The organism is Rhizobium sp. SG_E_25_P2 (genome assembly GCF_029892285.1).
In the GTDB taxonomy this organism is placed as follows: Bacteria; Pseudomonadota; Alphaproteobacteria; order Rhizobiales; family Rhizobiaceae; genus Rhizobium_E.
Window position 1 is genome coordinate 132,651 of the sequence record NZ_JARXVM010000014.1, and the last position, 24,388, is coordinate 157,038.

Consider the following 24,388-nt stretch of genomic DNA (forward strand, 5'->3'; position numbering starts at 1 on the left):
TGCTCCTGTGTTCAAAATTCCAGGCCTGCGGGTCGGAAAACCTCACACGCCCCGCACCCTCGGCTCGCCCGCCCCCGTCAGCATCAGCGCCGTCAGCGCCCAGACCAGCGCGTCGAGCCGGTCGGGAGAGGCGCCGGTCGACAGCCCGTCGGGGCCGAAGTCGCACATCTGGTCTTCGAGCGCCGGAAAAGCCCCGGCATGGGCAACCCGGCCCTGCTCATAGAGTGCCGCCACCGGTTCGGCGCGGGCCCGTTTGCCGCGGCGGGCCGAGACGGTGGTGACAGGCAGATTGGCGTCGGCGGCGCGTAAGATCGCCGTCACCATGTCGCCGCCCTGGTTGATCTCCGCGATCACCCGGTCGGCCTGAAAGCGTCGATAGGCGCGCGCCACGGCGTCCGCCCAGCGCGCCGGCGAGGCCCGCTCCACCGAACAATCGGCCAGCACCACCGCGCGGCCATCCTCTCCGAGCCCGGCGACCACGACGCCGCAGCAACTGTCGCGCGCGACTTCCGACGCCGGCGGATCGACCGCCACCACGATGCGGCGCATCGGCCCCGGCGCGCGGATGCGGCTCCGTTCGATCAGCGCGCGGCTCCACAGCGCGTCGTCGCGATCCTCGATCATCTCGCCGTCGAGTTCCTGCCGGCCCAGCCGCGTGCCGCCATAGCGCTGCTCGAGCGCCGCGATGAAGCCCGGCGCGAGATTGTCGGCATTGTCGCGCGTCGCAAGCCGGGTGAGGACCGCGCCGGGTTCGGCGATCAGCCGCTTCAAGAGCGGCGTCGCGCGCGGCGTGGTCGTCGCCGCCTGCCGGGGCAAGGCGCCCAGCCGGAGGCCGAATTGCAGCATGTCCCAGGTTTCCTCGGCATGTTTCCATTTGCCGATCTCGTCGGCCCAGGCAAAATCAAATTGCGGCCCGCGCAGGCTTTCCGGATCTTCCGAGGAAAACAGCTGCGCCGTCGAGCCGTTCGGCCAGACCAGCCGCCGTCGGCTGACCTCGAAAGCCGGCCTGTCGACCCGGGCGATGCGCCAGATCCCGGAGGCGCCATCCACCATCACCTCGCGGGCGTCGCCCAGCGTTTCGCCGATCAGCGCAATCCGCACCGGGCTATCGCCTGTGGCCAGCGCCTGCACCCATTCGGCCCCGGCCCGCGTCTTGCCCGAGCCGCGCCCGCCGAGGATCAGCCAGCTCCGCCAATCGCCTCCAGGCGGCCGCTGGTCGCGCCTCAGCGCATGCCGCGCTTCGAGCCTGAGCAGCGCCGGAACCGGCAGAGCCAAAAGCCCCTCGGCGGTCAAAGGCGGCAAGGCGGCGTGTGCGGCCATGCTCTCGCCGCCCGCATGGCCATCCCTCTCAGGAGCCCCGTAGGCGAAAGCCCGATCCGAAGCCGTATCCGCATCAGCGCCCGCGTCGGACCCGGCGTCCGCCGGACCCGTCTCAGCCCCGCCGTCGTCCTGTCGCGCGCCCGGATGCGGCTCGGGGCCTGCGCCTGCCGTGACCGGACATCCGGCATCCATCTCCGCATCGGTTTCGCTCGTCGCCACCGCGCCAGCGGCGCCAGCGCCATCCGCCGCCTGTGGAACCGGGACCGATCCATCCCGGGCCGATCCGCCTGCGGCCTCACGCAATCCTTGTGCAACATCCCGAAGACGATCCATGGATGCGTGCAACCCCTTCGCCGCCATCAGCTCGTCTTTCACCCGTTCGAGCACCTTCGCATTATCATCGAGCGCTCGGCCGGCCTCTGCGTCGATCGCTTCATTTTTCAGCCGCAGCGTCCGCTGGGAGGCCCCCCGGTCCAACCGTCCGTGATGGTCCCGACCCGGCGTCATGCCAATCGCGCCGCCTCGACCGGCGCCGCAGCCCAAGGCCCGCCATCGCGCGGCGACGCCGCCGCGCCGTCTGGCTCCCCGGATCGGCCACACAGGTCGGGGCCGGCGGTTTCCCGGGCCCGCAGAGAGTCGTCAGCCATCCCCGCACGCTCAGGCCCATCCCGCGCCTCGCCCGGCTCATGCCGCTTACGCATCTCCGCCGCCAGTTCGCGGGCGCGGGCCTCGATCAACAGCTCCACCCGCGCGGCCAGCGCCTTGTGCGCCTCGGCGCCGAAACTCGCCTCCTCGCGCGCCGCCCGTTCTTCGGCGAGCGCCCGTTGCAGGCTGTCGAGCTTCTCGATGGTGCGGACAATCTGCTGGATCGCTTCGCTCGCCGCCTTGGCGTCGGCCTTGGCGGTCTTGTGGTCCTCGCCCTCGGTCTCCATCAGCTGTTGCGCGCGGGCCCGCATGGCGCGGAACATTTTGAGCTCCTCGCCGAGTTCGGTCACGATCTCCGACAGCATCCGCGCGAGCTCCCGCGCCTCGTCCCCAGCCGCCTTGATCTCCGGCGCCATCTCCGGATCCTGATCGCCCAACAGCGCCCGCCCGATCAGAAACTCCGCCTCAAAACCCTCGACCCCGTCATCCAGATCACCCATCATGGAATATTTTCCCAACAAAAAAGGCGCGAGCCTCGCGCTCACGCCTTGTCCTATCCACCATTTCCCGGCCCTCGCCGCCCCCAGGAGCCTGTCCCGAGCCGCAAATACCGGATCATGTCATAACCCTACCAAATCACCGTCACGCCGTAAAGGACTTTTTTCCTATTTTCTCTTATGTGACTTTTTCAAGCATAGAAGGTGCGATCTTTATTATCGGCAAAATGCTTGCTGAATTCCAAGCGTACATTACAGTTAAATCAGACTTGGCTCGGGATGAATTGGCTTTACCCGATTTAAGGCAACCACCCGTTTAATCAGATCTGTTTCTGGAACATCGTCCAACCACTCATGGAATCCCAGGATAGGCACGCCTCTACCTTCCGGATTTCCTTTGCCGCGACCATTATCATATGTATGGAAGGCGTCTAATTTTATTCCGTATGTTTCCTCAATCTCTAAAGCTGTAGCCAACATTATTGCATCGCCGGTGGTCAATATTCGCTTATCGGAAGCTCCCTTTTTATATCTTACGTCTTTAAGGAGGCCGGCGTTAATATTTATAAACGGCGAGGTGTCGACGACGGAAATAGAATTCCTGAAATCATTCAGGAACGATGAAAATGAAGAATGGGCGGAATTCTTTAGCTTACCAGGTGAGACTTCTGCCAAAGCTATACTGGATGTAAATATCCTGGGCCCTCCACTCGCTTCAGAGTCTTTGAGGAACGCCTCAAGGCTTTCTACATCATACGAGGATCGATCATTATTGAGAAAGGCAATAAAAACACATGAATCCCAAAAATAACTCTGCCCTGCGGTTACCATACATCCTCCGCACCAGCATAGTTCAAATTGAACTGTCCACGCCATCTCCGCAAACCAGAGCCACTACCCAGCAGCTTGATCTTCTTTATCTCAATTTGCTCAGGAAGCCGATCATTGCCATTATAGTAAGCTAAGGCAGAAACAGTAACGCGATTATCAAGCGCCTCTTTGAGGTTCTGGACTGTTACGGAGTTGCAAGTGCAGTCAATCTCTTTGTCGCCTAGGTTCAGGATGAGTTTGGCGCTGGCGACCGTCCCTCTTAGATCGACCTCTTTTAGTGTTCCATCAAAGGTGCCAAGCGCAGTTCCACGAAAAATGCCCGCGGACGCAGAATTTCGATTCAGATCTTCTAAGGCACGATCAGCCTTTTTATCGAAAAACTGATCAATACGGATTACATTTTGCGCATCGTCGCTAGCTCCTAGCTCAGCATGCGAAAACGTCTTTCCGGATCCATTACCCAAATCAGCTATAGTTTTTACCAAGCTTCTCGGAAGCTCTCTGGAAATTCCCCATCCTTGATTCACATTTCTGACAACAGAATGCCATTCCCGGATACTGGATTCCTGAGCGCGGCGATTAATATTACATTCGACTTCAACTATATGAGCGACGGCGCTTCCGTACTGCAAATCGGAAATCAAATAGTTTACGCTTTTGCCGCCATTGACATATTGATCCGCAGCGCGCAGGCCCTTTGCTAACAGAGCAAGCTTTTTTGCAAATACATCAGCTCTCACCTGCCCGTTCCGCTCATGAGCAAGTCCATACATTTTAAACCAAATCTTGCCGAGCTCCGGCCTCATCTGGGTCACCTCTCTAGCGTCAAAAATACACGCTAAAATTGATCTTGTAAAGGACGCTTCCAGAGACGTTTAGGGCGAAAACTAGAAGCTCCCCCTCACCCCGCCTCCGCCACCGTCTCCGGCGCTTTCAACTCCGGCGCCGTCTTCATCTTCTCGCCCAACTCCCTCAACAACCGGCTGGTCGCCGTCGACAGCAACCGCGGGCGCTCGAACACCGGCAGGCCGGCCTGGGCGGCGTCTTCGGCCTTTTTGCGGGCTTCCTCGGCCACCACCGCCGGGTCGCGCTTTTCGGCTTCGGGGAACGGGTTTTCGACGCCGGGAATGGCGCGGAGCTCCACGCCCTGATGGGCGTAATCCATCAGCATCTTGAAGGTCATGGCGGGCAGCGAGCCGCCGGTCATGTTGTTGGTGGAGGTGTAGTCGTCATTGCCGAACCAGATGGCGGCGGCGTAATTGCCGGTATAGCCGCAGAACCAGGCGTCGCGATAGGCTTGCGTCGTGCCGGTCTTGCCGGCGGTCAGCACGCCGTCGACGGCCGCCTTCCGCGCCGTGCCGACGTAAGGGATGCGGGTCAGCATCTGGTTCATATAGGCGGCGGCGGTTTCGGACAGGACGCGTTTGGCCGGCGGCGCATCACGGCTGAAGTCGTAGAGCACCTTGCCGTCGTAATCCATGATCTGCTCGACGCCATGGCGGCGCGACTCGAAGCCGCCGGTCGGAAACACCGCGTAAGCCGTGGCCTGATCCATCACGGTGACTTCGGAACTGCCGAGCGGAATGGTCACATCCTTGCGGATCGGGGTTTCGACGCCGAATTTCTTCGCCTCGTCCATGATCTGCTGGATGCCGTCCTTGCCGAACTTCTCCTTGGCGAAGCGCACCGGAATGGTGTTGATCGATTTGGCGATCGCCGTCTGCACATCGATGCGGCCGGCATAGGAATTGCCGTAATTGCCTGGGCACCAGTTGCCCCAGCAGATCGGCGCATCGGTGATCGCCGTGGTCGGCGTCAGCCCCTTCTCCATGGCCAGCGAATAGGTGTAGATCTTGAAGGACGAGCCCGGCTGGCGCAGCGCGCGGGTGGCGCGGTTGAACTGCGTCTCGCCATAATCGCGGCCGCCGACCATGGCGCGCACGGCGCCGCCATTTTCGATCATCACCAGCGCGCCCTGGCTGACGCGATAGCTCTCGCCATATTGGCGCAGCCCGGTTTCGACAGCCTGTTCGGCGGCGTGCTGCAGGCCCATGTCGATGGTGGTGCGCACCACCAGCGAATGGTCGGTGTAATCGCGCGCCTGTTTCAGCACTTCCTCATAGGCCCAGTCCAGAAAGAAGTCGGGCGCTTCCTGGGCGCCGCGATCCACCACCGTCGCCGGGTTGCGCCGCGCCTCGATCACCTCGCCTTCGGTCATCAGCCCGCCCTGGACGAGATTGGTCAGCACTTCATTGGCGCGGGCGCGGGCGGCCGGCAGGTTCACATGCGGCGCATATTTGGCCGGCGCCTTGAACAGGCCGGCCAGCATCGCGCTTTCGGCCAGCGTCAAATCGGTGATTTCCTTGCCGAAATAGAAGCGCGCCGCCGCCGCCGCGCCAAATGTGCCGCCGCCCATATAAGCGCGGTCGAGATAGAGCGACAGGATTTCCTTCTTGGAATAATTGGCCTCGAGCCACAGCGACAGGAAGGCTTCCTTGATCTTGCGGTCGAAGGTCCGCTCGTTGGAGAGAAACAGGTTTTTCGCCAGCTGCTGGGTCAGCGTCGAGCCGCCCTGCACCACGCCGCCGGCGCGGGCGTTTTCGCTCATGGCGCGGATCAGGCCGAGAAAATCGATGCCGAAATGGTCGAAAAACCGCCGGTCCTCGGTCGCCAGCACCGCTTTGACCAGCGCGTCCGGCAATTCGTCGATCGGCACCGAGTCTTCATGGATAATGCCGCGATGGCCGATCACATTGCCGTAGCGATCGAGAAAGGTGACGGCGAAATCCTGCTTCTTGCGCCAGTCGCTCTTGGCGATCTCGAAGGCGGGCTTGGCCAGCGCCAGCATCGCCACCATGCCGACCGCCCCCCAGGTGAGCGCCTCGCCGGCCAGTTCCACCGGCAGCCGTTTCCAGCCTTTCACCTTGAATTTGCGGAAGAAAATCGTGACGTCTTCCCACCAGTCGACGAAATGGAACGAGGCGTTCCACAAGGTCGAATCGATCCAGGCGTCGATGCGCAGCAGGATATGCTTCTTCAGGCGCGGTTCTCGTTCTTTCTGCGGGTCGTCGGCCATGGAAATTCACGCGTCCGTCAAAGCAATGGAAAATCGGGCTTCTGGTTCTTTAGGATATTTCTAAACCGGGCGGCTTTCTCTATACCACCGCGATGACCGACACAGAACTGGAAAATACGGCGCCATTTTGGAAGACCAAGACGCTGCGCCAAATGACCGATACGGAATGGGAAAGCCTGTGCGACGGCTGCGGCCGCTGCTGTCTCAACAAGGTGGAGTTCGAAGACACCGGCGAGATCGTCTTCACCAATATCCGCTGCAAGATGCTCGATCCGCATAGCTGTCGCTGCATGGATTACGTCAATCGCCAGCAACATGTGCCCGATTGCATCCGGCTCACCATCGAGGAAGTCGAAACCCTCACCTGGCTGCCCCCCACCTGCGGCTACCGCATCGTCAAGGAAGGCCGCGATCTCGCCTGGTGGCACCCCCTCATCTCCGGCGACCCCGACACGGTGCATGCCGCCGGCATCTCCGTCCGCGACCGCACGATCAACGAGGAGGATGTCGACTGGGAGGATTACGAGGAGCACGAAGTGGACTGGCCGATGCAGGATCCGGACGGGTAGTGAGTGTAAATTGAGCCTGCAAAGCAAGAGCTAACCAAATCCTCAAGTCATCTCTGTGACCGCGGCAAGCTCACTACTTAGACCATCTTTAGCTCGCCCCGACATTGAACATGAACAGAGTGACGCAAGCGCGCCTACGAATTCAGCTGCGCGCAACTCATGATGTTGAAAACTCAATATAGCAATCTGGGTGCCTTCCATGGCAGGATAGCTATTATAAGATTCGTTCACTGTCATTTTTTTTGGGGAGATTCCGGTGACCAAAGTAGTTTCACTCTTTAATCACAAAGGCGGCGTAAGCAAGACAACCACAACTTTTCATCTTGGTTGGAAGTTAGCTAGCTTGGGCAAACGCGTTCTTGTTGTGGACGCAGACCCGCAATGTAACCTAACCGGCCTCACTCTGGGCATTGAAGATTATGATTCACTTTTTGCTTTTTACCACAACAAACAGAATACTGATATATTCAGTAGTCTAGCACCGGTCTTTGCGCTTGATGGGGATACTGTGTCTTCTCAAGGTGAAAAAACACCGATTACCAAAACAAATAATCCAAACTTGTTTATACTAGCTGGCAACATAAGATTCTCTGAAATTGACACCCAGATAGCAACGGCACTCACCAGCAGCTCGACCATTCCCATCCTCCGCAGATTTGTAAGCGCATTCAATGAATTAATTCGGCGGATTTCGAAAGAAAACTCGATTGATATAGTTCTAATTGACATGAGCCCAAGCGTATCGGCTACCAACCACTGCGTACTTATGAGCTCTGATTACTTTATCATCCCTGTCTCCCCTGATTTCTATTGCTATCAGGCCATCGATTCACTGAGCAATGTTTTTCCACGATGGGTTGACGAGATCGCTAAATTTAAAGACGGAGGGCAAGATTCTCTTCCTGTGAACAACCCGAAGATGCTTGGATATATTTCTCAAAATTACCGCGTCTACACCGTTGATAACGGGTCAGAACCAGCAGATCAAAAAACAATGTCAAAAGCATACGCCGAATGGCTTGACAGAATAAAATATATTGTTTCAGATCGACTTGTCCCAATACTTAAAAGCAAGGACATGATAATCGACGAAAAAATCTTCTTAGATGCTGCTGATTATGACAAGCCATATCATCTGGCGGGTGTACAGAATTTTAGCGGCCTTATTCCAGTGTCTCAAAAATTATCGAAACCGATCTTTGAGTTAAATGCATCCGACGGTCATTGGAGCGGCGCTCGCTGGATGCGGAACGATCAAAACGGAAAAGAGTACGGCATCAAGGTCAACATCGAGGAAGCTGACAAGGTTTACGAGCGACTTGCAAAAGCCGTAATCCACATGATTCAAGATTTTCCGACCGTCACCCAGTAGGAGACGCAACTGGACTTACAAATCACCCGTCCGATCACTCCAAAACCTCCTTTGCCCCTCACACCATAAAATCCCCCGTCGCCAGATCCACCACGCCGTCGTCGAACACCGCCAGTTCCACGCCTTTGAGCGTATCCCGTCCCTCGCCGCCGCCGGAGATCACGAGAGTGTCGAGGTCGATCACATAGTCGTCATGGTCGCCGGAGAAGATCGCCCGGTCGCGGCCGGCGCCGCCGATCAGCGTGTCGTTGCCTTTGCCGCCGTCGAGACGGTCGGCGCCGCTACGGCCTTCGAGTGTATTGCGGCCGTCGTCGCCGGAGAGAAAATCGGCGAAAACCGAGCCGATCAGGCCTTCGATCGCATTGTAGACGTCGCCCTTGGCCTCGCCGGAATTGTCGGAGGCGTCGGAGAGATCGGCGGTCACGGCTTTGGCGGCCAGCTTGTAGCTGGCAAAGTCGACGCCGCCGGCGCCCGAGAGCCTGTCGGCGCCCTGCCCGCCGGCCAGCACATCGCCGCCGTCGCCGCCCAGCAGACGGTCCGCGCCCTCAAGGCCATAGATGAAGTCAGCGCCCGCGCCTGTCTTCAGCACATTGGCGCCGTTGCTGCCGATGACGAGATCGCGGTAAGCCTCGGTGATCTTGCCGCCATTGGTCGTGTCGTAATTGTCCGGCAGGCTGCTCCATTTATGCGCCCAGGCATTGTCGATGCGCTTGCCGTCGGTATAGCTGACGCCGGCCTGGATCACCTCGCCCGAGGCGTCATAGGCCATATAGGCAAGTTGCCGGGTATAGCCCGCCTGGGCGTAGATCGTGTTGACGAAAGCCTGGTTGTCGCCGGCCGGATTGCGGATCGTCCAGTTGTCCTCATAGCCCTCGAGCGCATGGCCGAGTTCATGGATGATGGCGGTGAACGGCGTGTCTTTCACCGCATTGCCATGCCGGTCGATGTAATGGGCGTTGTCGAGTTCGTCGAGGTCGATATAGATGTCGCCGGAATTGAGATAGGCGTAGAAAGCGCCCTTCTCATAATTCACCGTGATCTCCTGGCCCGCGCCGGTCACCCAGTCCTCCAGCATCTCCCGGCCGATCGAGGATTCCTTATAGGCTTCGCGGATCACGGCGAGAATGGCCTTTTCATCGGCGTCGGAAAAGTCCTTGTCGATGTTGACGGCGGCGAGGACTGACTTCAAGGACATGGCGGCTGCTCCCGATGGCGGCCCGGCTGGGCGCGGCGATTTGGGCCGACACTATGTCGCCCCTTTCGGCGCCGTCAATGCCGCACAGGCGCGGAAAACTATGGCAAACCCTCGCAGGCCGGTCCCCGGAGCCCGCCGCGCCAGCCCCAGCGACAGTTTCGCGAAAGTTTGCCCCCATAGGCTGGGACGAAGGTTTGCTCAGTGGGGATTCTGCATGGATAATCTGGCGCGCAAGGAAGACGTGGATCAGCGGATCCGCCAGACAATGGCGGATATCGCCCGCATCGGCGAGCCCAAGCGGATGATGGAAGTCGCCGACAGCCTGGTCTATTCCATGCCGCCGGAGCGCGGCGTGGAAATGGCCGGCCTGATGAGCTACGCCAATCCCTTCTACCTGCCCGAGATGCCGGATGAGGCCGCCGCACGCATCGCCGTCCATATCGGCACGCTGGCGGAATATGCGATGCGCGCCAAGCTGACGGCCAATCGCGCCGGCAAGAGCAATATCCTGCTCGCCTGCGCGCCGAAATCGGCGTCCACGTTCATTCAGGGCGCGCTGCGCGCGGCGCTCGATCTGCCGACCGCCAGCCTGTTCACCGCCACCACCGACCCGATGTCGGGCTCGGCGCTGGGCGCCAATCTGCGCGAGCAGGAGCCGGACGAACTGGCGCTTCTGCGCGCCGGCCTCAATGGCCGCGGTTACGTCACCCAGCACCACGCCCGCTGCTCGCCCTATCTTGCCCGGCTGGTCGAAATCTATCGCATCCGCCCGATCGTCACCTATCGCAACATCTTCGACACGCTGGTGTCGATGGACGACATGGTGGTGGAATGGCGCAAGGGCCTGCCCGGCACGGTCAGCAATTATTTCAACGACGCCATGCCGCGATCCTATCATCTGAAGGACCGCGAGGCGCGGCTGATGATGCTGGCGCGGCGTTGGGCGCCCTGGCTGACGCAATTCTATGTCAGCTGGCGCCAATGCGAGGCGATGGGCTTCGTACAGCCGCTGTGGATCAGCTATGACGCCGATTTCCTCGGCGAAAAGTCAGCGCTCGCCGCGCGCATCGTCGACTATGTCGGCGCTTCCGGCGACGCCGCGCTCAGGCTGGCCGCAGCCTTCGAGGATCGTTCCGACGCCTCCGCCAAGCGCCTCAACAAGGGTGTCGCGGGTCGCGGCCGCGATCTTCCCGAAGCGGTGCGCGCCCATGTTCTGGCGGTCGCCTCCGCCTATGCCGACGATGTCGATCTCACGCCGCTGATTGGCGGCTGAGCGCAATCCGATTTAAGGACCCATCATGCACGCAAACGCCGCCAATGATCTCGAAGGCCAGATCCGGCCGATGATGACCTGGATGTCGCGCAATCCCGATGGCCGGGAAATGCTCGATGTCGGCAACGCCTTCATCCTGCGCTTTCCGCCGCAGCGGGCGCTCGCCGTCGCCACCGCCATGAGCCTGGCCAATCCGTTCTTCCTGCCGAAAGTGCCGGATCAGGCCGCCAATGATCTCGCCGTGCCGCTCGAGGATTTCGCCGAAATCATCATGCGCGCCAAGCTCACCGCCAAAAAGGCCAAGCAGAGCAATGTGCTGATCGCCTGCGCGCCGCATTCCGGCGCCGATCTCATTCAGAGCGCGCTGGTGCGCGCTGCGGGCCTCCCCGAGGCCTGCCTCTACGCCACCACGCTCGACGGCGCCGCCGCCACGCTGCAGGGAGCGGAACTGCGCGAGCAGGAACTCGACGAACTGGCGCTGATCCAGAACGGGCTGAACATGCATGGCTACTGTGCGGCGCATGCGGTGCGCTGCACGCCCTTCATGTCCAGGCTGATGTCCACCTATGGCATACAGCCCATCGTCACCATCAGGTCGATCGCCGATACGATCATAGCGCTGGATGACGCGGCGCTCGCCGCTCGCGCCGCCCAGAACGGCCTTTATCCAGCCTATTTCACCGACGGCCTGCCGACCGGCTTCCACATGCTGTCGCGCGACGAGCGGCTGACGCTGCTCGCCTATCGCTGGACGCCCTGGCTGGTGCAATTCTATGTTAGCTGGCGGATCTGCGCCCGCGAAGGTTTGGCGCAGCCGCTGTTCCTCGGCTATGAAGAAGACATGCTCGGCGATCTCGATCTGCTGGCCGCCCGCATCGCCGATTTCGTCGGCTATGACGTCGCCGACATCGAAAAGGTCGCCCGCGTCTTCGCCGCCGCCGACAACGCCGCCGCCGTCCGCCTCAAGACAGACCTTGCCGGCCGCGGCGCCGACCTGCCTTCCGCGGCGCGCGACTTCATCCTCGCCACGATCGACGATTATCGCGACGATGTCGACCTGACGCCGCTGGTGGGCGCGGCTTCAGCCTGATTTGATCCAGCACATTGCATTTGCCGCGTCGGGGCCTTCCTATGGGAGGCCCCGATGTCGTTTCAGGAGTTGCGCCTCTTGCCGGACCTGCCGCATGGCCTCTTGCCCTTCCTGCTCGCCAGCCTGCTGATCGAGCTGACGCCCGGACCGAACATGACCTGGCTCGCCATCCTGACATTGGCGGAAGGACGGGCGCGCGGGCTGATGGCGGTGGCCGGCGTCGGGCTCGGGCTTGCGCTTCTCGGCGCGCTTGGCGCGCTCGGCGTCTCGGAAATCGTGCAATCCTCGCGGCTGGCCTACGAGATCCTGCGCTGGGCCGGCGCGGCGTTTCTGGTCTATCTCGCCTGGGAAGGCTGGCGCGGCGGCGAAAGGGAGGACGGCGGCGGCGAGCGGCGGGCGTTCGCGCGCGGCTTCATCGCCAATCTCCTCAATCCCAAGGCCGCCGTCTTCTATATCGCCGTTCTGCCGGGCTTCATCACCCCCGATCACGCCGTCGCCGCCCAGACCTGGACGCTGACAGCGGCCTATGTCGTGGTGGCCACCTCGGTGCATGCGGGTATCGTGCTGCTCGCCGCCACGCTCGCGCCGCTGCTGATGCAGCCGCGCCGGGCCGAGATCGCCCGCAAGATCCTGTCTGTCGGCCTGTTCGGCGTCGCCGTCTGGTTCATCCTGACCAGCAGCCGCGCCTGAACCCGCTCACATCGCGGCAGCCGGTCGCCGGCGGGCAAACAGCCAGTGATCGAGCGACACCGGTCCCGGACCGCGCAGCGCAATCAGCAGCAGGCAAGCGGCCCAGGTTCCATGCGTCGGCCAGGCGCCGGGATAGACGAAGATCTGGATCACCAGCGTCATGCCGAGAAGCGCCAGCGCCGCAAACCGCGTGCCCAGCCCCAGCACCAGCAGGATGGGAAAGAAGTGTTCGGCGAAAGCAGCCAGATGGGCGGCCAGCAAGGGATCGAGCAGCGGCAATTTGTATTCGTTTTCAAACAGGAAGATGGCGCTGTCATTGACCATGAAGCCGTCGACCTTGGTCTGGCCGGATTGCCAGAACACCGCGGCGATCGACAGCCGCGCAATCAGCGACACCGGCCAGAGCGGCGCGGCCTCCGCCAGCCGCAAAGCGCGATCATAGAGAGACAGTGCGGATGCGGTCAGGCTCATGACAGAGGCTCCAAAGGTTCGAGCGCGGTGAAACATCCGGCCTGGATCAGGCCGGTCAGATGCAGGGTCAGGTCGAAATCGGCGACGCTTGCAGCGGCCGTCGCATAGGCCTCGCCAAGCGTCGCGCCCTTGGCGAGTGCGCCGACAAACAACGCTCCGCCCGCCGGCAGCACGCGGATTTCCACCAGCATATGCGGGCGGCAGACCAGCACCTCCTCCGCTCGCCAATCGGCGATCGGGCCGGGTTCGGCCTCGCCCGAATTCATCGCCCAGATCGCGCCAATCGGATGCGGGGAACTGATCACGGCGAGCGACGGATGGGCGCGAAAGCGGATCTCCGCCAGCCGTTCAGGCGGGACAGCGGCGAGCGTTTGCGGATCAAGGGGATCGGCGTCCTCGGCGTGATAGGCGCGCGAGCGGGCGATCTCCAGCCGCGCGACGTCGGCAAGATAAGGCAGTTCCGCCACCGGTTCGGAACCTTCAAGAAACTCCGGCAGCTCGTCGCCGTAATTCAGCAGCAGCGGCGAGCGCGGCGGATGGGCAGCGACGAAGATCTCGGCCATGGCGGCGAAGAAGGCGTCGCCGACCAGTTTCTCGACCACCGGAAAACGGCTGGCGAGCGCATTCCTGAGCCCGATTGCGACATTGTCGCGATAGACGCGGAAGCGCCGGCCCACCGGCCCGCTCCAGGCGGTGAGGCCCTCGGGCGGCGTTTCCTCGGGGGTCAGCAGCGCTGCGGCGAATTGTTGGTGGATCTGCATCGTCGCCTCACGCGGCCAAAGCGCGGGCGCGGTCGAGGATCGCGCCGGCGGCCATCGCTTCGGCGCGCAAGGTCGCCCAATCAGGCACGTCATTGTCCCATTCGATCAGCGTCGGCAGCGGCCCGGTCTTCGCGATGGTTTCCCTGTAGAGCGTCCAGACCGGATCTTTCACCGGCGTGTCGTGGCTGTCGATCAGCAGGGCTGCGCCATGCTCGTCCTCGGTCTCGGAATGGCCCGACAGATGGATCTCGCCGACATGGGCGAGCGGAAAGCGGGCGAGATAGGCGCGCGGATCGAGATTGTGATTGGCGGCGGCGACAAAGACATTGTTGATGTCGAGCAGCAGCCCGCAGCCGGTGCGCCGGGCGATCTCACTGAGAAACTCGGTTTCCTCGATGTCGCTGGCTTCGAACAACAGATAAGTGGCGGGATTTTCGAGCAGCATCCGCCGGCCGAGCACCTCCTGCACCTGGTCGACATGGCGGATGACGCTGTCGAGCGTCGACTGGTTATAGGGCAAGGGCAGAAGATCGTTGTAGAAATTCTCGCCATGGCTCGACCAGGCCAGATGTTCGGAAAAGCTCTCCGGCTGGTAGCGGTCGCAGACGGTCTTAAGCCGCGCCAGATGCTCCCGGTCGAGCGGGTCAGCGCCGCCGATCGACAGGCCGACGCCATGCACCGACAGCGCGTAATCCTGCCTGAGCTTCGTCAACCGCGCATGCGGCGGCCCGCCCGCGCCCATATAGTTTTCCGCATGCACCTCGAAGAAACCGAGCGGCTGGCGCTCCCGGTCGATCTCGGAAAAATGCTCCGGCTTGAAGCCGACGCCCGGCCGGGCGGGAAGCAGCGTCTGTCGCATGATCGGGTCTCCTTATGAGGTGTCGAGGGTGTAGTCCAGGGGTTGACTGCGTGCACAGCCCCTCATCCGGCTGCCGCCACCTTCTCCCCGCGCCTGCGGGGAGAAGGACGATCGTGGCAATGTCGGCGCTCCATCCTCCTTCTCCCCGCATGCGCGGGGAGAAGGTCCCGGCAGGGGGATGAGGGGCGGAGCACGCCCTCGCCACAGCCAATCTCCCCCCTTGAGGGGGAGATGCCCGGCAGGGCAGAGGGGGTCGCCGCGCACGCCGTCAAAGCGCGATCACATCGGCGCCGGGCCCTGCTCCAGCATGCCCATGCCGTCAGGCGTTTTCATCGTGGCGCAGGTGCCGGCCGGAACCAGTTTCCAGGCGTTTTTCTGATAGTCGACCTTGGAGGTTCCGGCGCAGGTGGTGCCGGCGCCGGCGGCGCAGTCATTCTGGCCCTTGAGCGCGACGCCGTAGCATTTTTCCTTGTCGGCGGCAGCGGCGGGAGTGGTGACGGCGGCCGTGAGAGCGGCGGCGACGGAAGCGGCGAGGACGGCGGTGTTGACGAAGTTCATGTGGGTCTCCCAGTCAAGCTAAGGTGGGTTTCGGTGAGCGGAGTGTCGGAAACAGGATCAGGCCGGGGTCAGCGAGCCCATGCCATTGGGCGTCTCCATCTTGGCGCAGGTGCCGGCAGGCACCAGCTTGAAGGAGGCCTTGTCGTAATCGACCTTGGAATGGCCGGCGCAGTCATGCTTGCCGGCGGCGCAATCGTTCTGACCCTTCAGCGCAACGCCGTAGCACTTTTCGGTGTCGGCGGCGGCGGCCGGAACAGCGGCGGCGAGCGCGGAGGCGAGAGAGCCGGCGAGGGTCAAAGTCAGCATGGTCTTGTTCATCGATCTGTCTCCGATTTGGCGGCCAATCATCGGCCTGCATGAGGGAGTACGGCGCCATGGGCGGCTTCGTTACAGCGCTCGCGAATTTTTTTCGGAAAATTTCGGTTTCACGCAAACGACACGCAAGCGTGATCATGAACTGGCTAAATTTGAATTTTTTCATGGTTCGACTGTAATAAAGGCGCTGGCGCATGCGTAGGGGGATTGAAGCGTGACGATTTCGGCGCGGGAGCAGCAATGGGCGGCGTGGATGCGCGCGGCGCTTTCGGGCGACGAGCGGGCCTATCACGCCTTTCTCAACGATGTCGCCCCGCATCTCAGGGCGCTGGCGCGCCGGCGTTGCGACATGTTCGGCGCCGACAAGAGCCTGGCGGAGGACATCGTGCAGGAGGTGCTGCTCAGCGTGCATCTCAAGCGCGGCTCGTGGGATCCCGCCCGGCCGATCGGCCCGTGGCTTGCGGCGATCACGCGCAACAGACTGATCGACGCCATGCGCCGAAGAGGCCGGCGCGTCGATATCCCGATCGAGGATGTGGCGGAAACGCTCGCCGCCCTCGACGGCGCAGACACCGAGCGGGATCTGGGCGACGCCAGCCGTCTCCTGGACCGGCTCAAGGATCCGCAGCGCGACATCGTGCGCTCCATTTCGCTCGAAGGGCGGGACGTGCGCGAGACGGCGGCGCGATTGAACATGACGGAGGGCGCGGTGCGCGTGGCCCTGCACAGGGCGCTGAAAACGCTGGCCGCCCTTTATCGGAGCACGATGGAATGAAGACCGAAGACCTGATCGCCCTGATGGCGAAAGACGCCGGAACCGCCAAGCCGCTCGGCCCCGCTTTTGCCGGATGGCTGGCGCTTGGCGCCTTGGCGTCGCTGTTGCTGCTGATCGTCTTGGTCGGGCTAAGGCCCGACATCGCCGTGATGATCGCCACGCCGCGCGTCGCCTTCAAGATCACGGTGACGCTGCTCCTGGCCGCCGCCGCCATCCTGCTCGCGCGCCGCGTCGGCGAACCCGGCGCAGCACTCCGGCCTGCGCTGCTTCTGCTCGGCCTGGCCGTTCTCGTTCTTCTCGGCGGCGTGGCTGCGGAACTGGCCGCCCTGCCCCGCGCATCCTGGACGCAAAGCCTGCTCGGCCAACACGCCCGCTTCTGCATGGCCGCCATCCCCAGCCTGTCGCTCCTGCCGCTTGCCGGCCTGATGCTGGCGCTCAAGCGCGGCGCGCCGGACCATCCAGCCCTCGCCGGCGCCGGCGCAGGCCTGGCCGCCGGGGCTGCGGCGGCGGCGATCTATGCCTGGCACTGCCCCGACGACAGCCCGCTTTTCGTGGCCTGCTGGTACATGCTGTCGATCCTGATCGTCACGCTCGCGGGCAGCCTGATCGGCGCCCGCGCCTTGCGGTGGTGAGAGATTTCCACGCGCAGGCCGCGAAAATCACTGATCATTTTCGGGAGTATGAGCAATTTACATTAAATCTGCGGGGCGATTGTTCACCGATCTCTAACCGAAAGCCGATGTAACTCAGATCTTGGGGGCTCAGATCGACGCCCGAACCGTGTCAGGAGTGCGTGCGTGTTGATGTCTGCAAATCAGGGGCCGGCCTCTCGGAAGTCGGCGGACGCGCGCCCGACCATATTGCTCGTCGAGGGCTCGGAATCGCTCAATTTGCTGCTCAAGACGCGCATCGAGGCCGAGGCCGGCGTCGATGTCGTCAGTTGTCATTCGCTCGCGGAGGCGCGCGCGGCGCTGACGGCGCGGCGTTTCACTCTGGTGGTTGCCGCCCGCACCCTGCCCGACGCGCCGGACGGCGAAATCGCACCGCTGGCGGAAAAGGCCGAGACGCCGTTCATCCTGCTGACCGCCACATTCGATCCCAAGCTGCGCAGCCGCTTCGCGCGCCAGCATCTCGTCGATTATTTCGTCAAGGACAATGCGCATGCCGCGCAATTGGTGACGGCGGCCATCGCCAAGTTCATCGCCAATCGCGATGTCACGGTTCTGGTGGTCGACGACAGCGCCTCCGGCCGAAGCAAGCTGAGCGAAATCCTCACGCGACAGAATTTCACCGTCCTGCAGACCAGTTGCGCCGAAGACGCCATGCGCCGCATCGACGCTGGCGGCATCGAACTGGTGATCGTCGATTATTACATGCCGGGCATGAACGGCTATGAGCTGATCCGCAAGATCCGCGAGACGCATCCTTCCGACCGCATCCGGCTGATCGGCGTTTCCGCCTCGTCCGACCGCATGCTGGCCGCCGCCTTTCTGAAGGCCGGCGCCTCGGATTTCCTCTACCGTCCTTTCGTGACCGAAGAGCTGCAATGCCGGCTCGACGCGCATGTGGAGACGCTCAGCCAGATCAAGCGTCTGCGGCATCTCGCCGAGCATGATCCGCTGACCGGACTGTACAACCGCCGCGCCTTTTTCGACCATGCCGGTCAGAAACTTCGCGAGCTCAAGGCGTCGGGCCGGCGCGGCTCGGTGTTCATCGTCGATGTCGACCATTTCAAGCAGATCAACGACACCCACGGCCATGAAGCGGGCGACAAGGTGCTCGTCGGCGCCGCCCGGCTGATCCGCGCCCATGCCGAACTGACCGGCTCGCTCTGCGCCCGCTTCGGCGGCGAGGAATTCGTGGTGCTTTCCACCGAGCTGACCGATATCGGCGCCGAAGCCTCGGCGGAGGCGCTGCGCACCCATTTCGCCGCCAGCCGCTTCGACGGGGCCGAACAACCGATCGCCGCGACGATCTCGATCGGGCTCGCCGAACTCGATCCGGGCGAGACATTGTCCAACGCGCTCAACGCCGCCGACCAGATGCTCTATCTGGCCAAAAGCGGCGGCCGCAACCGGGTCGTGTCGGACCGGTCGTTCGCGTAACGCGTTTTTCCTTGCGTCGGGCGGCGGCCGGGGCCTATCCTCGTCTTGACAGTTCTCAACACCGCGCCGCCCCCATGCTCGCCGCCTTTCGCGCTCTCTCAGCTCCCCAACGTTCGGCCCGCGCCGACCGGCATCTGGCCTATTGCCTGACTTTCGCCGCTGGCGCCGCCAATGCCGGCGGCTTCATGGCGGTGGGGCAATATACTTCGCATATGTCCGGCATCGTCTCGGCCATGGCCGATCATCTGACGCTGGGACAGGCGGCGTTGGTCGGGGCCGGTCTGTCGGCGTTTCTCGCTTTCGTGGCGGGGGCGGCGACATCGGCCATTCTGGTGAACTGGGCGCGGCGGCGCGGCCTGCGCAGCGAATACGCCTTGCCGCTGATGCTGGAGGCCGTGCTTCTGGCGCTGTTTGCGCTGATCGGCCCGAGGCTGCAGAGCTGGGCCTGGGCGCTGGTTCCCCTGACCGTGATGCTGCTGTGCTTCATCATGGGCCTGCAGAACGCCATCATCACCAAATTGTCGCAGGCGCGCATCCGCACCACCCATATCACCGGCCTTGTCACCGACATGGGCATCGAGATCGGCAAGGCGCTTTACGTAAACGGAGCCGGCTCGACGCTGCCGCCGGTCCGGGCCGACCGCGACAAGCTCGGCCTGCTCGCCAGCCTGATCGGCCTGTTCTTTGCAGGCGGCGTGCTGGGCGCAAAAGCCTTCATGACCACAGGGTTCACGGCGGCCTATGCGCTGGCCGCGCTGGTGGCGGCGCTGGCGATCGCGCCGATCCTGGAGGATCTCAAGGCGGTTTTTCGCCCCAAGGACCGGCAAGCCTGACGTAGCGACAGTTGCGCTTGCCCCGGGCTATCGGCCCCTCATTTGTTAATGCTTAATTCCCATTCGTTCGCGGTAACTCTTCGTTAACTCTGAAATGCAACCATTTATAAACCATGGGGGCATGGGCATCGCATTCTAAGGGGTCTCTAATATGCCAGTCATTACAATCGCGAACACCAAAGGCGGAGCAGGCAAGACAACGGCGGCGGTGCTGCTGGCGGTCGAACTCGCCCATTGCGGCCACAAGGTCACCGTGTTCGACAGCGACGCCCAGGCCTGGTTTTCGGAATGGTACAATGTCGCCCGGCCTGCAGGCCTGCTGTCGCTCGTCACCCGCGTGACGCCGGCCTCGCTGGAATGTCAGATCCGGGACATGGAGTCCGACGAATATTTCATCATCGATCTGGCCGGCGAGCGCAACCAGCTGACCGCCACCGCGCTGGCCTTCGCCAATCATGTGCTGATCCCGGTGCAGGGTTCGGCGATGGACGCCAAGGGCGCGATGAAGATCCTCGACCTGATCAAGCAGATCAAGACAGAGACCGGCTTCGACATTCCGCATTCGGTGCTGCTCTCGCGCGTCAACCCGATGGTGACCACGCATTCGCTTCTGGTCATCAAGGGCATGCTCGCCCAGCGCAACGTCAATGTGCTGGCCACGCCGATCGTCGAACGCGGCGCCTATCGCGAAATGTTCGATCATGGCGTGACCATCTACGATCTCGACCCGGCGAAAACCTCCAATCTCGACCGCGCCCAGGCCAACGCCCGCGAATTCGCCGCCGAAATCATGCGGCTTCTCCCGGCCCGCGTCATCCGCACCACCCGCCGCAAGACCTTCTTCGGCTGGGGCCGGGCGGCGTAAGGCGCGCCCATAAGTGACGAAATCAGCGACGCGCGATCAGCGCGTCGTTTTCGTTTGGGGCGACATCAGGGACGCGGTCGAGAATGGCGAGCGCCAGAGCGGGGTCGCCTCGCCTGGCTCGCATTTTCAACGCTTGCAGCGCATCGCGCCGCGCCATGCCGTCGGAGATCAAGCCAGACAAAAGCGCGTCGAGCGTGACGCCGTCTTCGTTTGCGGCGCGCTTCGCCTCCTCCATCAGGCGTTCGTCGAGCGGCAGCGGATAGGTGGTGTTCATTCGGGATTGCTCCTGTCGTGATGTCGAACAAGGTAGTCCCGCGCGTTCATTGCGACAAGTCCGAAGGCGCGCAGACTCGGATGGTCGAAATGCTTGTCCTGGCTGACGATGACGGCGGCGCCCGCCGCCAGCGCGCATTCGACGTAAAGATCATCCTTGGGGTCATCGAGAAAAGGACGAAACCGGAACCACGGGCTGGTGAGGGTCGCGCATCCAAAAACCGCATCGAGAACGATGTCGATGTCCTCAGCGCTGATCCACGGATATTGCCCAAGCAGACCCGGGCGCTTGAGGACATCTTCATAGTCAAGCGGAAAAGGGATGACCCCGCATTGCCTGCACCACCCGCCGCAAAACCGCCCGACGGCGTAAGGCGGCTGTAAGGCTTGATTGCGCGCCTGAAGGGGATCGACTATATTTTCCCGGATGGAGAGCGCCATAAAGAGAATTTCTCTGGACGAGCACTGGACGAAATTCGTGGAGGACGCGGTCGAGGACGGCCGCTTCCGCTCTGCCGAGGACGTGGTGACGGCAGGTCTCCGGCTGATCGAGGAGCGGGACGGCAGGCTGCAGGCGCTCAGGGCCAAGGTGACCGGCGCCATTGCCGAAGGCGGCGCGGTGTCCGAGCCGGAACTGGACGCTCTTTTGACCGATCGAGCCGAAGCGCTGTTGCGCGAAGGCATGTGATTGCGGCGGCTGGTCTATCTTCCGAGCGCCGCCGCAGACCTCGTCGCACTTTTCGATTTTCGCGCGCCCCGTAGCGGCAGCGTCAACGTCTCCCGTGATTTCATCGAGCAATTGCGCAGAAAATCCCGACATGCGGCGAGCCAGCCGGGCATGATCGGTCGCGCGCGACCCGAATTGCATCCTGATGTCCGCTGCATGGCTTTCAAAGGATATGTGATCCTGTTTCGATATCGCGACGCGCTGCTCGAGGTCGTGGCGGTCGTCGAAGGCCATCGCGATATCGAGGTTGTTTGGGAGACGATGTTTCCGGATTAGAGCGACACGAAATCTGGCCTGCGCATAGAGGGACACGTGACAACGCGGTCATGGCCGGGCCACAGGAGCATCAATCCCATCACACATCCCGCACCGCCCCCACCATCGCCCCCAGCGCCCCGCCCGCCGCCCGCGCAGCCTTCCAGATCGTCCTCGCCTCGGCGCCGGCCTCGGGCGCGCAATAGAGCGAATAGGAATAGGCAAGATCGGCGTCAGGAACGCATATTTTCAGCTTGCCGGAGGCAATATCGGCCTCCACCAGCGTCTCCGGCGCCACGCCGCGTCCGTCGCCGCTCAAGCAATAGGCCCTGATGTCGGCCGCCATTCCATGCTCGATCTCCCGGGTGACCGGCAGGGCTATTTTGCAGTTCTGCCAGATCTGGCCGATATAGGTCTGGCGATGCGAAATGTGCAAAGGCAGCGCCTGCTCGTCGCGGGCGTCCGGAGACGCGACGATGACCAGTCGCTCGCGGGCGACTTCGGCGGATTTGAGGACGGAAAATTCTTCCGCCTGCGGCGTGGCGGGGTGGAAGGCCGCCAGAGCGAGATCGCATTCGGAGCGCGCCAGCATCCGCGCCACCACATCATGATTGGCCAGACGCGTGGCGAAGCTGGCCTTTGGAACCTGCCTGGCGATCCGCTGCTTGAACGCCGGAAAAATGCTGAATGTCGCGCTGTGCGGCATGGCGATGCTGACCAGCCTGCTCATGGCGCCGTGCGGCGTATCGGCCGCCCGGTAGTCCTCGAGCTGGGTGACGATGCTTCTTGCGATCGGCACGAGGTCTTCGCCCGCCTTGGTCAGGGCGAATGGACGGGTGCGGCGATCGATCAGGTCGCGTCCCAGCCACGCCTCCAGCTGCCGAATGCGCTTGCTGAGATTGGGCTGGGTGGTGTTTCGCGCCTCGGCGGACGCGGTCAGATTCATGGTGTCGGCGACGCAGAGGAAATCGTGAAGCAGCTTGATATTCATCTTTCGTCCCAGGGGGCGCAGGATCGCGCCCGCCGACCCTATTCCAGAGCGCCGTTGGTTGAAAACAGATCTTGCATCAATCCGTCACGCGCCCGGAAACCCGAGGGCGTCGGCTGGCGTTCCGAATCCTCGATCAGCCGGGCGAACAGGACCGTTTCATTTCCCTTTTCCGCCCAACCGACAAACCAGCCGAACAAGGGCGGCTTGAGTTTGCCGTCTTTTCCTCTTGCGCCGCCAGCGCCGGTTTTGCCGAACACGCGCCACTGGCCTTTGAGGCCCTGATCGAGGATAGCGCGGGTGTTCGATACGGCTCCTTGACTGACCGGAAGCTCATGGCGCAGCAGTTTTCCAAGGAACCCGACCTGCTCTCGGGGAGAGATCTGCAGAGAGGAACTCAGCCAGGCATGGGTGAGACCGTCACGCTTGCCGGGCTGGCCGGACGCATCCTGATTGCCGTATTCGAAGGCGCGGACATAGGCGTCGAATTTTTCCGCGCCCAGCCTGAGGGTTATCTGCTGCGAATACCAGATGACGGACTCGCGCATCCAGCTTTGCGGCGTTTGCGAGCGCCGCCATTCCGGCCGCCCGTCCAGATAGCCTTCCTTGAACGGCCAGACAGGCTGTTGCGCAGTCTGGAGAATGCCGGCGTCGAAGCCCATCAGGCTGATGGCGATCTTGAATGTCGATGCCGGCGACATCCGCGCGTCGCAGGCGCCGTCCTCGACAAGACTTTTGCCCGTCTGCGCCGAAACGACCAGCGTGCAGATGATTTTGGTGTCCGCCCAGCAGGGCTGCGCCGTGAAGAACATCACGGTGAAAACGGTCGCTATCAGTTTTTTCATCGAAGTCTCTCGGTTGGCTCTCGCCTTCGTAGCGTTTCCGCATCGGCGGTGTCCAAGTCCGATAAGGAATAGTGTGCGCCGCAAATTGGAATGTCGACATCCTCAGCAAAGGCGCGCATGCGCTGGTAAAGACGGAAAGCCGGCGGGCGCATCTCTGCAAGGCGGGCCGGGCGGCGTAAAGTCGCTTCAAAGCGATCGTGTCGGCGACGCGATGCGCGCGCGTCACTCCGGTTTGGTCAATCACACGTCCCGCGCCGCCTCGATCATCGCCCCGAACGAACCGCTGGCCGCCCGCGCGGCCTTGATCAAGGCGTCGACATCATCAGGCGGATTGCCGTTGTCCAGCTTCGAGCGGAACACGGCATAAGCGTCGGTCTTCGAGCCATAGGCTTTGAGGGTCCTGTTGTCATTGACCCAGGCGAGCACGATGACGCGGCTTTCGCTGTCGAAGCGGAAGAACAGGCGATATTGCTGGAAGAATGTGGCGCGGAACCAGCGCTTGCGGTCTGCGCCGAGCGTATCGCCCCGGCGGAAGGCGGGATGGGCGGGATCGGCGGGAATGACCTCGGTGATCAGTTTCAGGATGGCGGCGAGGCGTTTGGCGCCGTTCTTGTCGCGATAGCCCTTGGGGTCGCCCGCCTTCCTCTGTTCGACCTCGGCGATCAGCGCCGCGACGGCGTCGAGAAACAGCGGATGGGCGTAGATCGACCAGCCATTGACCGTGAGCGGCGCGCTACTCGTCATCGGGCGACAGCGGCGCGTCGAGATCGACGTCGACACCGCCCACAAGCGCGCCAATGCGCTCGACCAGCGCCGCATCGACGGCCCTCAGCCGCTCGGGACGATCCGCAAGATCCTTTTCCAGCAGATCGAGGAACGGCCCGAGCGCCGGATCGGCCTCCTCGCGCACGGCCTCGATATAGACGCGACCGCTGGCGTCGGTGCTGTAGCGGATCTGGTCGCCCTTGCCGAGCCGGAGATGCCGGCGCACGCCGCTCGGCACGGTGGTCTGATAGCGTTCGGTCAGTCTGGAAAGCTCGTCGACAACAGCGCTCATCTCTCGCCTCGCAATGGGGATGGCAAAAAGGTAATGCAGATGCATTACTCAGACTGCTGACAAACCCCTGGCCACATCCAGGGGTTTGTGATTCACTGGGACATGTTGAAGAAACCCGCTCCCGAACAAACGGCTCTCGAGAT

General features: G+C 62.5%; 29 protein-coding genes. 13 read left to right on the forward strand and 16 right to left on the reverse strand.

The window, feature by feature from the left end:
* Positions 1–42: 42 nt before the first annotated feature.
* From M2360_RS19030 to M2360_RS19050, 5 genes are all read right to left on the reverse strand, one after another.
* Entirely contained in the window at positions 43–1,254 is a 1,212-nt protein-coding gene (locus M2360_RS19030) for a terminase family protein (RefSeq protein WP_280776882.1), read from the reverse strand.
* A 569-nt stretch (positions 1,255–1,823) separates the two neighbouring features.
* The gene (locus tag M2360_RS19035) at positions 1,824–2,468 is read right to left on the reverse strand and encodes a hypothetical protein (RefSeq protein ID WP_280776827.1); all 645 of its coding nucleotides are present in this window, start codon (positions 2,466–2,468) and stop codon (positions 1,824–1,826) included.
* Positions 2,469–2,720: 252 nt separating this feature from the next.
* Complete coding sequence (locus M2360_RS19040) at positions 2,721–3,293, reverse strand: type II toxin-antitoxin system VapC family toxin (protein WP_280776828.1); 573 nt, start codon at positions 3,291–3,293, stop codon at positions 2,721–2,723.
* A complete protein-coding gene (locus M2360_RS19045) occupies positions 3,287–4,099 on the reverse strand; it encodes a hypothetical protein (RefSeq protein ID WP_280776830.1) in 813 nt (270 codons plus the stop codon). Before M2360_RS19045 ends, M2360_RS19040 begins: the two co-directional genes overlap by 7 nt.
* Positions 4,100–4,194: 95 nt before the next feature.
* Positions 4,195–6,369, reverse strand: coding sequence for a PBP1A family penicillin-binding protein (locus M2360_RS19050; protein ID WP_280776831.1), 2,175 nt, complete (start codon positions 6,367–6,369; stop codon positions 4,195–4,197).
* A gap of 92 nt (positions 6,370–6,461) precedes the next feature.
* Here M2360_RS19050 and M2360_RS19055 point away from each other — a divergent pair, with 92 nt between their 5' ends.
* Positions 6,462–6,938: a YcgN family cysteine cluster protein gene (locus M2360_RS19055; RefSeq protein WP_280776832.1), complete on the forward strand. Its 477-nt coding sequence runs from the start codon at positions 6,462–6,464 to the stop codon at positions 6,936–6,938.
* 256 nt (positions 6,939–7,194) lie between these two features.
* On the forward strand, positions 7,195–8,310 hold the full coding sequence (locus tag M2360_RS19060; RefSeq protein ID WP_280776833.1) for an AAA family ATPase: 1,116 nt from the start codon (positions 7,195–7,197) through the stop codon (positions 8,308–8,310).
* Positions 8,311–8,368: 58 nt separating this feature from the next.
* On the opposite strand, the gene M2360_RS19065 is transcribed toward M2360_RS19060, so the two are convergent.
* Positions 8,369–9,505, reverse strand: coding sequence for a calcium-binding protein (locus tag M2360_RS19065; RefSeq protein WP_280776835.1), 1,137 nt, complete (start codon positions 9,503–9,505; stop codon positions 8,369–8,371).
* A 214-nt stretch (positions 9,506–9,719) separates the two neighbouring features.
* Here M2360_RS19065 and M2360_RS19070 point away from each other — a divergent pair, with 214 nt between their 5' ends.
* The 3 genes from M2360_RS19070 to M2360_RS19080 are packed head-to-tail and all read left to right on the forward strand — an operon-like array spanning position 9,720 to position 12,558.
* Positions 9,720–10,778, forward strand: a complete 1,059-nt coding sequence (locus tag M2360_RS19070; protein WP_280776837.1) for a hypothetical protein — start codon at positions 9,720–9,722, stop codon at positions 10,776–10,778.
* A 25-nt stretch (positions 10,779–10,803) separates the two neighbouring features.
* Positions 10,804–11,868 (forward strand): hypothetical protein, encoded by a 1,065-nt coding sequence (locus M2360_RS19075; protein WP_280776839.1) that lies wholly within the window; start codon positions 10,804–10,806, stop codon positions 11,866–11,868.
* A gap of 54 nt (positions 11,869–11,922) precedes the next feature.
* Positions 11,923–12,558: a LysE family translocator gene (locus M2360_RS19080; RefSeq protein WP_280776840.1), complete on the forward strand. Its 636-nt coding sequence runs from the start codon at positions 11,923–11,925 to the stop codon at positions 12,556–12,558.
* Between the two features lie 6 nt (positions 12,559–12,564).
* Here the strand turns inward: M2360_RS19080 and M2360_RS19085 are convergent, their stop codons facing one another.
* From M2360_RS19085 to M2360_RS19105, 5 genes are all read right to left on the reverse strand, one after another.
* Positions 12,565–13,029 (reverse strand): DoxX family protein, encoded by a 465-nt coding sequence (locus tag M2360_RS19085; RefSeq protein ID WP_280776842.1) that lies wholly within the window; start codon positions 13,027–13,029, stop codon positions 12,565–12,567.
* Complete coding sequence (locus tag M2360_RS19090; RefSeq protein WP_280776843.1) at positions 13,026–13,790, reverse strand: DNA-binding domain-containing protein; 765 nt, start codon at positions 13,788–13,790, stop codon at positions 13,026–13,028. Before M2360_RS19090 ends, M2360_RS19085 begins: the two co-directional genes overlap by 4 nt.
* A gap of 7 nt (positions 13,791–13,797) precedes the next feature.
* Positions 13,798–14,649, reverse strand: coding sequence for a DUF692 domain-containing protein (locus M2360_RS19095; protein ID WP_280776845.1), 852 nt, complete (start codon positions 14,647–14,649; stop codon positions 13,798–13,800).
* 279 nt (positions 14,650–14,928) lie between these two features.
* Positions 14,929–15,207, reverse strand: a complete 279-nt coding sequence (locus tag M2360_RS19100; RefSeq protein ID WP_280776846.1) for a DUF2282 domain-containing protein — start codon at positions 15,205–15,207, stop codon at positions 14,929–14,931.
* A 57-nt stretch (positions 15,208–15,264) separates the two neighbouring features.
* Positions 15,265–15,525 carry a DUF2282 domain-containing protein gene (locus M2360_RS19105; RefSeq protein ID WP_280776847.1) on the reverse strand — a complete coding sequence of 87 codons (261 nt, stop codon included), beginning with the start codon at positions 15,523–15,525 and terminating at the stop codon, positions 15,265–15,267.
* A 211-nt stretch (positions 15,526–15,736) separates the two neighbouring features.
* On the opposite strand from M2360_RS19105, the gene M2360_RS19110 reads away from it, so the two are divergent.
* The 5 genes from M2360_RS19110 to M2360_RS19130 all read left to right on the forward strand — a co-directional run bounded on the left by M2360_RS19110 (position 15,737) and on the right by M2360_RS19130 (position 20,100).
* Positions 15,737–16,297 carry a sigma-70 family RNA polymerase sigma factor gene (locus M2360_RS19110; RefSeq protein ID WP_280776848.1) on the forward strand — a complete coding sequence of 187 codons (561 nt, stop codon included), beginning with the start codon at positions 15,737–15,739 and terminating at the stop codon, positions 16,295–16,297.
* Positions 16,294–16,929 (forward strand): DUF1109 domain-containing protein, encoded by a 636-nt coding sequence (locus M2360_RS19115; RefSeq protein ID WP_280776849.1) that lies wholly within the window; start codon positions 16,294–16,296, stop codon positions 16,927–16,929. Before M2360_RS19110 ends, M2360_RS19115 begins: the two co-directional genes overlap by 4 nt.
* 171 nt (positions 16,930–17,100) lie before the next feature.
* Entirely contained in the window at positions 17,101–18,402 is a 1,302-nt protein-coding gene (locus M2360_RS19120) for a diguanylate cyclase (RefSeq protein WP_280776883.1), read from the forward strand.
* 74 nt (positions 18,403–18,476) lie between these two features.
* A complete protein-coding gene (locus M2360_RS19125) occupies positions 18,477–19,235 on the forward strand; it encodes a YoaK family protein (RefSeq protein ID WP_280776851.1) in 759 nt (252 codons plus the stop codon).
* A gap of 151 nt (positions 19,236–19,386) precedes the next feature.
* Positions 19,387–20,100 carry a ParA family protein gene (locus tag M2360_RS19130; RefSeq protein WP_280776852.1) on the forward strand — a complete coding sequence of 238 codons (714 nt, stop codon included), beginning with the start codon at positions 19,387–19,389 and terminating at the stop codon, positions 20,098–20,100.
* Between the two features lie 22 nt (positions 20,101–20,122).
* Here M2360_RS19130 and M2360_RS19135 read toward each other — a convergent pair whose 3' ends face one another.
* Positions 20,123–20,374, reverse strand: coding sequence for a hypothetical protein (locus tag M2360_RS19135; RefSeq protein WP_280776853.1), 252 nt, complete (start codon positions 20,372–20,374; stop codon positions 20,123–20,125).
* Positions 20,375–20,394: 20 nt separating this feature from the next.
* On the opposite strand from M2360_RS19135, the gene M2360_RS19140 reads away from it, so the two are divergent.
* Genes M2360_RS19140 through M2360_RS19150 form a run of 3 tightly spaced genes read left to right on the forward strand, consistent with a single transcriptional unit; the run spans position 20,395 to position 21,376 of the window.
* On the forward strand, positions 20,395–20,757 hold the full coding sequence (locus M2360_RS19140) for a hypothetical protein (RefSeq protein WP_280776854.1): 363 nt from the start codon (positions 20,395–20,397) through the stop codon (positions 20,755–20,757).
* Positions 20,758–20,800: 43 nt separating this feature from the next.
* Positions 20,801–21,061, forward strand: coding sequence for a type II toxin-antitoxin system ParD family antitoxin (locus tag M2360_RS19145; protein ID WP_280776856.1), 261 nt, complete (start codon positions 20,801–20,803; stop codon positions 21,059–21,061).
* Positions 21,062–21,376: a type II toxin-antitoxin system RelE/ParE family toxin gene (locus tag M2360_RS19150; RefSeq protein ID WP_280776857.1), complete on the forward strand. Its 315-nt coding sequence runs from the start codon at positions 21,062–21,064 to the stop codon at positions 21,374–21,376.
* 79 nt (positions 21,377–21,455) lie between these two features.
* Here M2360_RS19150 and M2360_RS19155 read toward each other — a convergent pair whose 3' ends face one another.
* The 4 genes from M2360_RS19155 to M2360_RS19170 form a co-directional block, all read right to left on the reverse strand.
* Positions 21,456–22,346 carry a LysR family transcriptional regulator gene (locus tag M2360_RS19155; protein WP_280776859.1) on the reverse strand — a complete coding sequence of 297 codons (891 nt, stop codon included), beginning with the start codon at positions 22,344–22,346 and terminating at the stop codon, positions 21,456–21,458.
* Positions 22,347–22,384: 38 nt separating this feature from the next.
* Positions 22,385–23,188: a class D beta-lactamase gene (gene blaOXA / locus M2360_RS19160; protein WP_280776861.1), complete on the reverse strand. Its 804-nt coding sequence runs from the start codon at positions 23,186–23,188 to the stop codon at positions 22,385–22,387.
* Positions 23,189–23,428: 240 nt separating this feature from the next.
* Positions 23,429–23,932, reverse strand: a complete 504-nt coding sequence (locus tag M2360_RS19165) for a type II toxin-antitoxin system YhaV family toxin (RefSeq protein ID WP_280776863.1) — start codon at positions 23,930–23,932, stop codon at positions 23,429–23,431.
* Positions 23,922–24,245 (reverse strand): type II toxin-antitoxin system PrlF family antitoxin, encoded by a 324-nt coding sequence (locus M2360_RS19170; RefSeq protein WP_280776864.1) that lies wholly within the window; start codon positions 24,243–24,245, stop codon positions 23,922–23,924. The genes M2360_RS19165 and M2360_RS19170 overlap by 11 nt, the downstream gene beginning before the upstream one ends.
* Positions 24,246–24,388: the final 143 nt, after the last annotated feature.